The organism is Williamsia muralis (genome assembly GCF_051487485.1).
In the GTDB taxonomy this organism is placed as follows: Bacteria; Actinomycetota; Actinomycetes; order Mycobacteriales; family Mycobacteriaceae; genus Williamsia; species Williamsia muralis_B.
In genome coordinates, this window is the sequence record NZ_JAHVCV010000001.1 from 246,475 (window position 1) to 259,020 (window position 12,546).

13 protein-coding genes are annotated in these 12,546 nt (G+C 64.8%); 7 read left to right on the plus strand and 6 right to left on the minus strand.

The genetic code is table 11. The features are described 5' to 3' along the window. Positions 1 to 4 precede the first annotated feature (4 nt). The gene (locus KXR83_RS01220) at positions 5 to 781 is read left to right on the plus strand and encodes an SDR family NAD(P)-dependent oxidoreductase (protein WP_031332414.1); all 777 of its coding nucleotides are present in this window, start codon (positions 5 to 7) and stop codon (positions 779 to 781) included. Positions 782 to 895: 114 nt separating this feature from the next. After that, positions 896 to 1,786, plus strand: coding sequence for an alpha/beta hydrolase (locus KXR83_RS01225; protein ID WP_437423227.1), 891 nt, complete (start codon positions 896 to 898; stop codon positions 1,784 to 1,786). Here KXR83_RS01225 and KXR83_RS01230 read toward each other — a convergent pair. The 5 genes from KXR83_RS01230 to KXR83_RS01250 all read right to left on the minus strand — a co-directional run bounded on the left by KXR83_RS01230 (position 1,783) and on the right by KXR83_RS01250 (position 6,319). Next, positions 1,783 to 2,565: a ThuA domain-containing protein gene (locus KXR83_RS01230; protein WP_437423228.1), complete on the minus strand. Its 783-nt coding sequence runs from the start codon at positions 2,563 to 2,565 to the stop codon at positions 1,783 to 1,785. The two genes, KXR83_RS01225 and KXR83_RS01230, sit on opposite strands and share 4 nt — an antisense overlap. A 33-nt stretch (positions 2,566 to 2,598) precedes the next feature. Beyond that, entirely contained in the window at positions 2,599 to 4,005 is a 1,407-nt protein-coding gene (gene lpdA / locus KXR83_RS01235) for a dihydrolipoyl dehydrogenase (RefSeq protein ID WP_437423229.1), read from the minus strand. A gap of 31 nt (positions 4,006 to 4,036) precedes the next feature. Beyond that, positions 4,037 to 4,798 carry an SDR family NAD(P)-dependent oxidoreductase gene (locus tag KXR83_RS01240; protein WP_437423230.1) on the minus strand — a complete coding sequence of 254 codons (762 nt, stop codon included), beginning with the start codon at positions 4,796 to 4,798 and terminating at the stop codon, positions 4,037 to 4,039. 45 nt (positions 4,799 to 4,843) lie between these two features. Next, positions 4,844 to 5,563, minus strand: coding sequence for a histidine phosphatase family protein (locus KXR83_RS01245; protein WP_437423231.1), 720 nt, complete (start codon positions 5,561 to 5,563; stop codon positions 4,844 to 4,846). Between the two features lie 96 nt (positions 5,564 to 5,659). Further along, a complete protein-coding gene (locus KXR83_RS01250; protein WP_437423232.1) occupies positions 5,660 to 6,319 on the minus strand; it encodes a TetR/AcrR family transcriptional regulator in 660 nt (219 codons plus the stop codon). 100 nt (positions 6,320 to 6,419) lie between these two features. On the opposite strand from KXR83_RS01250, the gene KXR83_RS01255 reads away from it, so the two are divergent. The 5 genes from KXR83_RS01255 to KXR83_RS01275 all read left to right on the plus strand — a co-directional run bounded on the left by KXR83_RS01255 (position 6,420) and on the right by KXR83_RS01275 (position 10,912). Beyond that, positions 6,420 to 7,238 (plus strand): TetR/AcrR family transcriptional regulator, encoded by an 819-nt coding sequence (locus KXR83_RS01255; RefSeq protein WP_437423233.1) that lies wholly within the window; start codon positions 6,420 to 6,422, stop codon positions 7,236 to 7,238. Between the two features lie 74 nt (positions 7,239 to 7,312). Then, positions 7,313 to 8,059 carry a ThuA domain-containing protein gene (locus KXR83_RS01260; RefSeq protein WP_437423234.1) on the plus strand — a complete coding sequence of 249 codons (747 nt, stop codon included), beginning with the start codon at positions 7,313 to 7,315 and terminating at the stop codon, positions 8,057 to 8,059. A 113-nt stretch (positions 8,060 to 8,172) separates the two neighbouring features. Beyond that, entirely contained in the window at positions 8,173 to 8,478 is a 306-nt protein-coding gene (locus tag KXR83_RS01265) for a hypothetical protein (RefSeq protein WP_116916272.1), read from the plus strand. Next, on the plus strand, positions 8,475 to 9,866 hold the full coding sequence (locus KXR83_RS01270) for an aromatic ring-hydroxylating oxygenase subunit alpha (RefSeq protein WP_437423235.1): 1,392 nt from the start codon (positions 8,475 to 8,477) through the stop codon (positions 9,864 to 9,866). Before KXR83_RS01265 ends, KXR83_RS01270 begins: the two co-directional genes overlap by 4 nt. 14 nt (positions 9,867 to 9,880) lie before the next feature. After that, the gene (locus KXR83_RS01275; protein ID WP_437423589.1) at positions 9,881 to 10,912 is read left to right on the plus strand and encodes an NAD(P)-dependent alcohol dehydrogenase; all 1,032 of its coding nucleotides are present in this window, start codon (positions 9,881 to 9,883) and stop codon (positions 10,910 to 10,912) included. A 39-nt stretch (positions 10,913 to 10,951) separates the two neighbouring features. Here KXR83_RS01275 and KXR83_RS01280 read toward each other — a convergent pair whose 3' ends face one another. Beyond that, positions 10,952 to 12,472: a hypothetical protein gene (locus tag KXR83_RS01280; protein WP_437423236.1), complete on the minus strand. Its 1,521-nt coding sequence runs from the start codon at positions 12,470 to 12,472 to the stop codon at positions 10,952 to 10,954. Positions 12,473 to 12,546 lie beyond the last annotated feature (74 nt).

Genomic DNA, 12,546 nt, shown 5'->3' on the forward strand with positions numbered 1-12,546 from the left:
TTTGATGAAGCTGCAAGACAAGGTCGTCGCCATCACCGGCGGTACCCAGGGCATTGGACGAGGGATCGCCGAGGCGGCTCTCGCCGAGGGCGCCAAGGTGGCGCTCAACGGACGGTCGGCCGAGAAGGGCGAGAAGGCACTGGCCGATCTCGGAGTCGGCGAGCGAGCCGCATTCTTCCCGGGCGACGTGACCGTACAGGCGGACGTCGAGGACTTCATCGAGCAGACAGTCGCCACGTTCGGACGCATCGACGTGCTGGTCAACAATGCCGGTGGCGCCAAAGACCTTCAGCCCACCGCCAAGCTCACCGATGACGAGTGGAACCTGGTGATGAACTGGAACCTCAACGCCAACTTCTGGGCCACCCGCCGCGCGCTGCAGCACATGCTCCCCAACAAGTACGGACGCATCATCAACATCTCGTCGGTGGAGGGCAAGCAGGGCAAGCCCGTGTTCACCGCCTACGTCGCCGCCAAGCACGCGATCAACGGGATGACCAAGTCGATCGCGCGGGAGGTGGGCACCGAAGGCATCACCGTGAACGCGATCTGCCCGGGCCTGGTGATCACCGACATCATCAAGGACAACGGCCCCGCCACCGCCGAGGCGATGGGTATGTCGTTCGAGGAGATGGTTGCACTGTTCGCCGAGGAGTCGGCGATCAAGCGGCCCAACACAGTTGAAGAAGTTGCCGCAATGGCGATGCTGCTTGCCTCGGACGCGGGCGCCGGAATCACCGGAGCGCTGCTCAGCGTCGACGGCGGCACCGCGTCCTACTGATTTCACCGGATTTCTCCGGCACCTGGGTCCACTGTCCGATAGACCCGCGCCACCTCTGCGGCGTCACCTACGATTGCTCATCATGGACACACCCACGGCGCCTGTCGGCCACCGATGATCAGCCGCATCCGAGACCGCGCCGAGTTCCATCCCGATCTGCGCTTGGCATCGATGCTGTTGCCACCTCGACTGGTCAGCCGTCGGACCCTGCCGGTCATGCGGAAATTGAGAACCATCCTTCCCTCCGGCGAAGACGTGGAAGTTCACCAGCTCGAGACAGGCGCCTCTGCACGGGTGTTCAGGCATCCGGGCACCACCGCGCCATCGCCTGCACTCCTGTGGATACACGGTGGCGGATACGTCATCGGTGCGGCCGCGCAAGATGACGCCCTCTGCCGCGCCTTCGCCGAGAAGCTCTCCGCGACAGTGGTTTCCGTGGACTACCGGCTGGCCCCGGACAACCCTTACCCCGCCGCACTCGACGACTGCGACGCCACGCTGCAATGGATGGCCACTCAGCCGGACATCGACCCTGCCAACATCGCAATCGGTGGTGCCAGCGCAGGGGGCGGGCTGGCGGCGGCACTGGCGTTGCGTGCTGCCGACCGCGGCGGGATAAATCCGGTGCTGCAGCTCCTGTCGTATCCGATGCTCGACGACCGCTCGAAGACACCTGATCGACATCATCGGCTGTGGGACGCACAGAGCAATCGTTTCGGCTGGCAGAGCTACCTCGGCGACGCCGATCCCTTGACGGCGGTCCCTGCGCGTCGCGAAAACCTCAGCGGCGTCGCGCCGGCATGGATCGGGGTCGGCACACTCGATCTGTTCTTCGACGAGGACAAGAGGTACGCCGAGCGTCTCGAAGAGGCCGGCGTACCGTGTGAGTTCGTCACCGTACCGGGCGCCTTTCACGGGTTCGATCTGGTGGCGCGGCGGGCAGAGGTGTCCAGAACCTACTTCGGATCGCAATGTGATGCGCTGAGAAGAGCTTTCGCAGGCTAGACGGGCTCCGGGCTGATCAGTCCGGTGATGGCCCATTCGAGGCACCGCGCCAGGATGGTGTCGAATTGCGGAACCACCCAGCTGCCCCGGTCCACCTTGCCGAGGTCGTCGATGCCCAGGTCCTGCACGTCGAACCGCCCCCGGCAGTGACCGAGGGTGAAGTAGCAGACCGTTCCCTCGCCGTGGTCCTTGAGGTACAAGACGGGACGGGGCTCGTCCACATTGGTGTGCCCCTCCTCGAAACCCGTTGACGCACCGACGAACCGGGTGTGCGCGAGCACCTGGATGGGCGGATGCAGTTCGCTGATGTACAACTCGTCGGTCACCTCGAACGGTTCAACGTCGGCGACGAACGGATGGTCCGGATCGGTGATCTCGACGAGGTACGGCGCTATCGGCGGATGTCCCAGGAACTGGCTTCCGATGACAGCTGGCAGTTCACCCATCGACCTGGGGGTCACGTACTTACTCGGGCTTCCCGGCGCCGTCGGCTCGATCGCCGAGTTGGTCCCGTGCAGGGCGAGCCATCTACCGCCGCCTCCGACGAAGTCGATCAGTGCTTGTTGCTGGCCGGCGTCGGGAACCACATTGCACGTATAGGTGATCAGCATGTCCGCCGAGTCGATCGCTTCGAGACAGTCGTAGTTCTCGAAGACGCGGGTACGCACGTGCTCGTAGTCCGCCAAGGCCGAAAGAAGTTGCAGCCGAGCGTAGTTGAAGTCGTGCCATTGGCCGCCACACACCAGTACCGCGTCGATACGGCCCGAGGGTCCGGACATGTGTTCCTCTTTCCGCGTGAACCGGGAGCGCGTTCAGCCGTGTGCGTGCAGTGCCTTGCCCGCCAACGCGAGATGGGCCTCACCGAGCGCTTCGGCCTGTGTGGGATGAGCGTGGATCAGCTGGGCGACATCGCCGGCAGTCGCTTCCCAGTTGTAGATGAGTTGCGCTTCACCGATGAGCTCCCCGACGCGGGCACCAACCATGTGGATACCGACAACGGGTCCGTTCTCGCCGGCGCGCACTAGCTTGATCCCGCCTGTCGTCCGCAGTATTCGACTCTTGCCGTTGCCACCGAGATCGTAGACGGCCGTGGAGATCTCGCCGTACATGTCGGCTGCCTCCGACTCCGTCAGGCCCACCGATGCCACTTCCGGATTCGAGTACGTCACCCTCGGAATACTCTTGTCCGCGATGGGCATCGCGTCCAGTCCGGCGAGTTGCTCGGCCACCAGGATGCCCTGGGCAAAACCACGGTGCGCCAACTGCGGCCCGGGCACGATGTCCCCCACCGCGAACACACCTGGCGCGCCGGTCTGCAACAACTCGTCGGTGATCACCCACCCGCGGTCGACTTCGACGCCGGCCTCTTCGAACCCCAGCCCGGCAGTTCGCGGACCCCGTCCCACCGACACCAGCAGCAGATCTGCGCTGACGTGCCTGCCGTCGGCCAACTCGACGTCGACGCCGCCGTCGGCGTCCGTGGTCACGGATGCTAAAGCGGTACCCGTCAGGCTCTTGATGCCTCGTTTGCGAAAGGCGCGCTCGACCTGCTTGGAGCTCCACTCGTCTTCAGTGGGCAGCAGGCGCGGAGCAGCTTCCACGATGGTCACCTCGGTGCCCAGAGATGCCCAGACACTGGCGAACTCGCATCCGATGACACCACCACCGAGAACCACCACCCGATCGGGAACGGTGTCGAGCTCCAGAGCCCTGTCGCTGGTCATCACTGGCCCTCCGAGCTCGAGTCCGGGGAGGCTCCTGGCCTGCGAACCTGTCGCGAGCACCAGCGCCTCTCCGCGGTATCGGGCACGCCCACCCGCAGCGAGTTCGACTTCGACCGTACGGTCGGCGACCACTCGGCCGTAGCCGGCGACAACCTCGATACCACGCGAGGCCACCAAGCCCTGGAGTCCACGATAGAGACCGGCGATGACGTCGTTCTTGTAGCTGTTGACGGCACTCATGTCGATGCCGTCGAGGGTGGCCTTGATGCCGAAGCCGTGGGCTTCGCGCACCGAGTCGGCCACCTCGGCCGCGTGCAGCAACGCCTTGGTGGGGATGCACCCGTTGTGAAGGCATGTGCCGCCGAGCTTTCCGGCTTCGACGAGGACCACCGACATGCCCAGCTGCGCCGCCCGCAGGGCGCACGCATAGCCGCCGGATCCGCCGCCGAGGATGACCACGTCGGCCGGCTGATCATTGTTGTCGCTACTGGTCATGTCGTTGTCCACTCGCCGAGATGTCGATCGATCAGAAGTCGAAGCGGTTCGTGAATCCGCCGTCGACGACCAGGTTGGTTCCGGTGATGTGACCGGCAGCGGGAGATGCCAGGAACACAACGGCGTTCGCCACGTCCTCGGCCGAACCCAGTTTGCCCATCGCTGCCGCCTCGAGCGCACCCTCATAGAGCGCCGGGCGGCTGGTCTTGATGGTGTCCCACGCGCCACCTTCGAAGAAGATCGGTCCCGGCGACACCGAGTTGACGCGGATACCCTTGGGTCCGAGCGCTTTTGCCTGTGCTGAAGCATGCTGCAACGCGGCCGCCTTCAGTGCGCCGTAACTGTTGGCCGTGGTGATCGGGCCGGCCTCGAGCGCCGAGGTGGTCGCGATGGCGACCACGGCGGCCGCCTCGCTGTCCTCGAGATGACCGGAGGTCGATTCGATGAAGTTGACCAGGCTCATCAGGTCCACGTTGAAGCTGTTCACCCACGCCTGCGGGCCTTTGCCGGTGGCGGCAGAGGCGTTGACGATCACGATGTCGATGCCGCCGAGCGCTTCTGCGGATGCATCGACAAACGACTTGACCGACTCGCTGTCGCCGACGTCGACCGCCTTGTGGAAAACCGTTCCGTACTCGGACAATTCGGCGGCGACCTCATCGAGGTGTTCCTGACCGCGCGCACAGATTCCGACGGAGGCGCCCTCGTTCAACAGGGTCCGGGTGATGGCCAGGCCGATGCCGCGGCTCGCACCACTGACGATTGCGCGCTTGCCCTTGAGATTGAGATCCATTGGTACTCCTTGTGATGGGGCGGAGGCGGGTGGCCCCCTGGAAGGTCAGAGATTCATTGCGCCCACGTGTGTCTGGAAAGACAGCACGTGGGAGAAGTCGTTGATCGACTGCACCGCGCGGCGCGTGTCCGCCCCCCGCAGAACCGAGATGGATGTGTGGTGCACCCGCACCGGCATGTCGAATCCACTGCCCAGTGCGTCGGCGAGCGCGGCGTTGATGACGCCGCCGTGAGCGGTGACGACCACCCGCTGACCGAGATGCGCGTCGATGATGCGCGACAGCTCGCCGAGCACACGTGCCCGGAATGCGGCCCCGTCCTCGGCGTACGGAAACGCCTCGTACCGCCTGGTGCGGATGTGTTCGCGGAAGATGGTCGAGATCTCGTCGTGAGGCAGCACCTCGAACGGCGACTGGTCTGCAGGGAAATTCTGCCACGGCTCGAACTCGGTGAGGGTGTCGCGCACCTCGGGGGTCAGACCGTGCCGGGCACCGATCTCAGTACCGGTACGCAACGCCCGTTGCAACGGCGAGCTGTACACGGCGTCGACCCGGGTGGCTGCCAGGCGGTCGGCAACTGCCTGGACCTGGCGTTCACCGGTCTCCGACAGCGGCGGGTCCACGGTCTCCCCGGCGCTCAACTCCTTGGTGAGCTGCTGCTCACCGTGACGCACCAATACGAGCTCGCACAAGCCGTCCAGGGGGGCGAACGGATTGTCGAGGTCTATGGAGCGGGCACGCGGCTGACTGAGCACTCTGCCAGTCAACCACAAACTGTCGTCGGTCTAAAGATACGTTTTCGAATTGCCAGCTAGATGGCCTGAGTGAGTCTCAGAAGTGCAGTCCGAGACCAGCGATGTGAATCACACACTGCAGATGTCCGCCGCCAACTCTCGGACCTCGTCGGAGAATTTTCGGCGGCCGAGGTTGGCCAGCACAGCGTCTTCGGTGAGCCATGACCCGGCTGAGACCTCCAGCAGACTCGACAGCGCGGTTGCGGCGGCAGCCTGCTTCGCCTTCGACGCAATGCGATTGCGCGTTCGCAGCTCGGCTGAGAACACCGCGAGCATCTCCAGGCGCACCTCTCGGCGGAGGGCCTCGATCGACAGACTCCAACCGGGCGACCGAACGAAGTAGACCAGCGACGCCGACCGCTGGCTGTCGGTCCATTCCAGCAAACGCACGATGATGTCGCCGAGCGGTGCGTCGGGATCCTCGGCCACTTTGCCCCGCAGCTCATCGAGCAGTTGCTCTGCGAAAAGGCGCAGGCCACCGAGCAACACCTCGTCTTTGGACGGGTAGTGGTAGTAGACCGCGGCCGAGGTCATATGGGCCTCGGCAGCGATGTCGGCGACGGTGACGTCTTCGATCGATCTGACGGAGTACAGGTGCATCGCAGCTTCGACCACCACTTCGCGCCGCGAGGGCCTGTGTGCTGCTCTTTTGGTCCCCTTGCCCACCGGGGTCGCGGCAGCAGACGTACCAGCGCCGGACCTCCTTGGCTCCCCACCCTTGCTTGTCATGCACTAGATGATGACAGGCGGAACAAGTTCTCGAGGCTGTGACATCCTGATGTGGTAACTCAAGGGGCAATGCAGTCATCCGGGGCGAGGAGGAACGACTGTGGCACGGCGGAAAACAACCACACCGGCATCGAACGGTGAACGCACCACCGACAGCCGGACGCTGGACACCGACGAGAACTGGCTGGGCTGGGACTCGCTGCCTGCGGCGGATGACCAACCGGGCGGTGGCCTCGGGTCGCCGACACCCGAACCGGCAGACGACTCCGACCCCGACGAACCCGTGAAGAAGGCCGCGCCGGCAAAGGGCTCGGCGCACCGGCCGTCCCGGCGCCACCTGATCGTGAAAGCAGCGGTCAGAGTGTTTTCCAAGAAGGGTTTCGCCGAGGCCTCCATCCAGGAGATCGCCGAGGAAGCCGGCATGGTCCCCACCGCCGTCTACTACCACTTCGCCAGCAAAGAAGAGCTCTTCGAGAGCGCTCTTGGATACGCGATGGACGCCAGCTCCAAGGCGGCGTACTCGGCCCGACCCGATGACGTCTCGGCAGATGCCGACTCTTTCAAAGAGGTCGTCTCGGCCGTGTGGGACTGGACCGCGGAGCACCCGAACTCGGCACGCATGCTGTTTCTGCAGATGGCGGGCGGCGCGACTCCCGGAACACGTCTGCTCACCAAGGAGTACGAGGAACGGCACATCCGCCGCGCATTCGACTATTTCCCGGTCACCGATGTGCCTCCCAACAAGCGCGCTGCCGCGGCACAGCACGCCGCTCGCTCGCTTCGGGTGCGCACGATGATCGCGATGACCATCGCCATACAGCCGCTCCGTATCGAGGGTGGGCCGCTCGCCGACATCCCCGTCCCCCGGCTGCGCACTGCGACCACCGAGGTCTGCTCGAGGATGATCGAAGGTCGCTGACCCGCCCCTCCACGCCACTCCGTCGAGTAACTTGACAGCAATACCAGTTGAGTTCGACGAAGTGGAGCGTTTCGATGCGAGTTCTGGCTGTCACGGGTGGGCATTCCTTCGACCGGGAGGCCTTCGCCGAGTTCCTCGACTCCCTGCCTGCGGACATCACGTGGCGTGAGCATCCGGACGCAGACATCTCCCCCGCGGAACTCGCCGAGTTCGACGCATCACTCCACTACGACATGCCCGGGACCCTTCCGGAGCCGACTGATCCCCCGGAATCGATCCGCGAGGCCGTCCGATCGGCACCCCACACGGGCCACGGGTACGTGGTGCTCCACCACGCACTCGCATCCTGGGCGCGCTGGGATGACTGGGCGGAGTTCGTCGGGGGTCGCTACCTCTACCAGCCAGGTGTGGTCCGTGGCGTGACCTGCCCGGATTCGGGCTATCGACACGCAGTGCCAGAGACGATCTCGGTGGTCGACGCGGCTCATCCGGTGGTCTCGCAGGTGCCCGCAGAGTTCGGGCTTACCGACGAGACGTACCTGTGCGAGGTCTTCGAAGACGACGTCGAGCCACTATTGCGGACGGATGCCGAGATGACCGACGCCGTCCACTGGTCGACGTCGCTGGCCATGGCGGGCCGCCGCGACGACCGGGAGGGCTGGCGACATCGCGAGGGTTCCTCCCTGGTCGGGTGGACGAAGACCAATGGCCGAAGCCGGCTGGTCTACCTGCAACCCGGCGACAAGGCGCCCACGTTGCGCGACGCGAACTACCGAGCCCTGGTGTCGGGCGCACTCGAATGGGTGAGTCGTCGCCGCTGACCTACTTTTTGGTGACAACCTAAAGAAATTTGTGCTCGCGATCACTCTTCGCTGCTACAGTTAGTGCATTCGGTACCAAGTAAGGCAGCGAGTCTCAGAAGAGGGAGCACGCGATGCGCCAGATCAAGCATCCGATGAGCCGGGCGATCTACGAATTCGATGACGATTTCAACGTCCGGGTCACCACCAAAGACGGCAAGACCGGCACTTTCGACCCCGAGGGGCGGTACCTGCACGGCGAGGTGAAGGCCGTGGATCCCGAACTGGCCCGGTGGGTGGGTCTCGGACCGCGCGAGCCGGTGCCGATCACCCAGAACCGCCGCTTCATGGGCGCCGCGAAATTGCTCGAGAAGATGCAGGCCGACAAAGCAGCACAGGATGCTCTCGCCGTCAGCCTGGAACAAGGAGGCAAACTGTGACCACCGAAGCGCGCCCCACCGGACAGTCGGCAGCCGACGACGGTTTCATCGAGAACGGAACCGCGTACCAGCGGCTGCTCGACACCGACACCCATCCGGTACCCGACATCCTGCGCGAGGAGTCGCACGAGAAGTACGAAGACCAGAACTTCGTGCCGGTCTCCCGCTACATCAGCCGCAAGTACCACGAGCTCGAGCGCGACCGCATGTGGTACAAGGTCTGGCAGATGGCATGCCGCGAGGAGGAGATCCCCGAACCGGGTGACACCCTCGTCTACGAGATCTGCGAGAAGTCGATCCTGATCGTGCGGGGCAAGGACATGGGCATCCGCGCGTTCTACAACTCGTGCCTGCACCGTGGCCGCACGCTGCGCGAAGAGGACGGGCCTGCAGGTAACGAGATCCGTTGTCCTTTCCATGGATTCGCCTGGAACTTCGATGGATCACTCAAATCCATGACCTGTGCCTGGGACTTCCCTCAGGTCGACCAGGGCAAGATGGATCTGCCGCAGGTCAAGGTCGACACCTGGGGTGGTTTCGTCTTCATCAACATGGACCCGGCCTCAGAATCGCTCGCGAGTTTCCTCGGTGACCTCGGAAAGCACTTCGAGGCTTGGCCTTTGGAGGACCGCTACATCCAGGCCCATGTCGCCCAGGTCATCCAGGCCAACTGGAAGATCGCGCAGGAGGCCTTCTCCGAGGCATTCCACGTCATCACCACCCATCCGCAGCGAGTGGTGGGCACCGGCGACTCGAACAGTCAGTACGACAGCTGGGGCAACTTCAACCGCGGCATCACCGCGAACGGTGTGCCCAGCCCGCACATCAAGTTCGTCCCGTCCGAACAGGAGATGTTCGACTCGATGGTCGACGCCCGCATCGACGAGGACCCGATGGTGACGCTGCCCGACGGCGTCACCGCCCGCGAGATGTCCGGGATGCTGGCCCGCGAGGGCCTGCGTGACATCATCGGAGATGTCAAGGCAGACAACATGTCCGATGCCGAGTCGCTCGACAGCATCTACTACACCGTGTTCCCCAACTTTCACCCGTGGGGCGCCTACCAGCGCATCGTCTACCGGTTCCGGCCCAACGGCGACGACCACGAGACGTCGATCATGGACGTCTACCTGCTCGGCCCCTTCAAAGGCGAGCGGCCCAAACCGGCGAAAACCCAATGGCTCGAACCTGATCAGTCGTGGATCGAGGCCACCGTTCTGGGTAGCTCTGCGCGGGTGTTCGACCAGGACGCGTACAACATGCCCAAGGTGCACAAGGGTCTGAAGTCGGCACAGTCGAAGTACCTGCCACTGGCCCGGTACCAAGAGGTGAAGATCCGTCACATTCATCATCTGCTCTCGCAGTGGATCGGCGAGGACGTCGACTGACCGTGTCCGCGACCATGAAAGCGCTGCAGTACCGAGAATTCGGGGCACGTCCGGAGGTCGTCACGGTCGACAAACCGGTGCCCGGGCCCGGCGAGGTGCTGCTGAAGATGACCGCATCGGGCGCCTGCCACTCCGATGAGTTCATCATGTCGACGCCCGCCGACCAGTATGTGTTCGCGCCACTGCCGTTGACCCTCGGGCACGAGGGCGCGGGCGTCGTCGAGGAACTCGGTCCGGGCACCACCGGCATCGAGGTCGGCCAAGCGGTGCTGGTGTACGGACCATGGGGCTGCGGGATGTGCCATTCCTGCGCGCAGGGCAGTGAGAACAACTGTGTTCACGGGATCAGTGCACCCGGAATCCACCGGCCGGGCACCATGGCCGAGTACATGATCGTCGACAGTCCACGGCATCTCGTGCCGTTGGGTGATCTCGACCCGGTCGCGAGCGTCTCACTGACCGACGCCGGGCTCACACCGTATCACGCCATCAAGCCCTCACTGTCGCGTCTGTCGCCCGGCACCACCGCACTGGTGATCGGGGTCGGCGGTCTGGGTCACGTAGGTGTTCAGTTGCTCCGTGCGCTGACTCAGGCAACTGTCATCGCTGTTGATCTCGATCGATCGCGGGTCGATCAAGCACTCGAACTGGGTGCGCACCACTCCTTCATCTCCGATTCCGATGCGGGAGAACGTATCAGGGAGCTCACCGGTGGTCGCGGCGTCGATGCGGTCTTCGACTTCGTCGGTGCACAGAGCACAGCCGATCTCGCGCAATCGTTGGTGGCCGCGGCCGGCGAGATCGTCCTGATCGGTGTCGGCACAGGCACCGTGGGAGCCGGGTACCTCACCCTGCCGTTCGATGTGTCTGTGCGCGTGGTCAACTGGGGATCGCGGAGCGAACTGATGGAGGTCATCGAACTCGCCAGACGCGGTGCGATCAGCGTGACGGTGTCCGAGTTCTCGATGGACGATGCGCCGACGGCCTACGAACAACTCCACGCCGGCAAGGTCCGGGGTCGGGCCGTGGTGGTTCCCACCCGTTAGCGACGAACCCGTCGACGGCGGTAGAGGCCGTACGGCGGGTCAGTAGATGGCTTCCCGGTGCGGATCGAAGTAGTGGCCGATCCGCCGGGCCGAGAGCTGACGGAAGATCTCACCTGCGGCCGTCGGCCACGCGGAGGTGGTGACTGCCTCGCTCGCTCGTAACAGCGTCACCGAGACCAGAGCCACTCGGCCGAGCGGGGTGTCGAAACCACTCGGGGCGCCCCAGCCCTTGTTGCTCAGCAGTACACCCACGGTGCTGCCGACCGCCCACTCCCGGGGCGCCCGCACGCCGGCGAGCTCGACATACACCGGGTCGACGGAAGCGGTGATGGTGCGCACGAAATCTTGTCCGCCGGAGGCAGCATGGGCCGCGACCGCGGCGATGATCGTGAAAAGCCAATGCTCGCGCGCACTTTCGTCGGCACGCAGCTCGGGGTCGATGGACTCGACGAAGAACTCGGCGCCCACACCGACCATCGAACCGTTCAGCGCACCGACAAGACTCGGCGCCGACAGACCATCGGTGGCCACCACGGTGGTCCGTTCGCGCGCCACCACCCGAAAGCCCCTCGTACCGCCCGGCCACAACACCTCGTTGTCGGGTAGCGGTGCGAGCACCTGCTCATACATTCGTCCGACGCCCCGCCAGATGTTGTCGCGTGCGGTCTGCGCCTCACGTGCGCCGGGAACATCCTGTGTCGACTCCTGGGGGCCACGAATCGCCACGCCCACTCCTCCGCCGTGCTGCACGGGGGTGGGAGTAGACGGCACCTGCGAACGGGCATGTGCCCGTTCGAACGCACGCTGGGTGAACGCCATCTCGTTGGACTCGGGAGTCATTGCCGGCGAGGGGATCTCGACCACCGCGTCGTCGGCTACAAGAAACACCAAACGCATGCGGCCGCCTGATCGCGCCGGGTCGGCTGGTGTTTGTGTGAAAACCCGCCAGCCCGCCTGAATCCGTTGCGCTGCCAGGGAGTACAAATTGTGCCCCGCGTGGTCGATCCGGTGGTTGCGGATGAAGTCCAGCGTGATGGTCACGGCTGCAGCGGCATCGGTGGCGCGGGCGGGCACCGACCCTGCGGATGGGAACGGGAAGTACGAGCCCGACAGCAGGTGCGCAAGGGGAACGCCCCCGACGTAGTCGACCAACCACTGCGGGGCGTCCCGCGGATACCTCAGCAGATCGTCGCGGTAGGCCTCGGCGTCGAAGATCAGTGCCGGATCGATCGGCCCGTGCTCACCGTGGTCGAACCGGACAACCGGGGCGCCGGGCCCCAGCACGATCTCGAGCAGCAGACACGCATCGGCCCCGGATTGATACCGCCCCACCCTCAGGTCTCTGGCCACTTCGAGCGCAGCCGGCGGCATCGGGATGGGCGTCGGCGGCACCGGCCCGAAGTAGGTCAGCGCATAGCGGGTGGCGGTACCGGCAAAACTGAAGGTGGCTTTGGCTCCGGTGGCACCGAGAGGCGCCACCGATTGGATGAGCCTGCCGATGGTCGAGATGAACTCGGGCTCGGCCATCAGGCGGGCTTGCGTCGAGGACCAATACGTCATCGCGCAGTCACCTCCCCACCTGCGGCCTTCTGATTCGTCGCATGTCGCGATCTCGTGATCGGCGCGCGATCGAG

Coding starts and splice junctions, on each gene's coding strand:
- KXR83_RS01275 (WP_437423589.1), top strand. CDS start 9,881: ATGAAAGCGCTGCAGTACCGAGAATTCGGGGCACGTCCGGAGGTCGTC.
- KXR83_RS01225 (WP_437423227.1), top strand. CDS start 896: ATGATCAGCCGCATCCGAGACCGCGCCGAGTTCCATCCCGATCTGCGC.
- lpdA (WP_437423229.1), bottom strand. CDS start 4,005: ATGACCAGTAGCGACAACAATGATCAGCCGGCCGACGTGGTCATCCTC.
- KXR83_RS01265 (WP_116916272.1), top strand. CDS start 8,173: ATGCGCCAGATCAAGCATCCGATGAGCCGGGCGATCTACGAATTCGAT.
- KXR83_RS01260 (WP_437423234.1), top strand. CDS start 7,313: ATGCGAGTTCTGGCTGTCACGGGTGGGCATTCCTTCGACCGGGAGGCC.
- KXR83_RS01230 (WP_437423228.1), bottom strand. CDS start 2,565: ATGTCCGGACCCTCGGGCCGTATCGACGCGGTACTGGTGTGTGGCGGC.
- KXR83_RS01250 (WP_437423232.1), bottom strand. CDS start 6,319: ATGACAAGCAAGGGTGGGGAGCCAAGGAGGTCCGGCGCTGGTACGTCT.
- KXR83_RS01240 (WP_437423230.1), bottom strand. CDS start 4,798: ATGGATCTCAATCTCAAGGGCAAGCGCGCAATCGTCAGTGGTGCGAGC.
- KXR83_RS01220 (WP_031332414.1), top strand. CDS start 5: ATGAAGCTGCAAGACAAGGTCGTCGCCATCACCGGCGGTACCCAGGGC.
- KXR83_RS01280 (WP_437423236.1), bottom strand. CDS start 12,472: ATGACGTATTGGTCCTCGACGCAAGCCCGCCTGATGGCCGAGCCCGAG.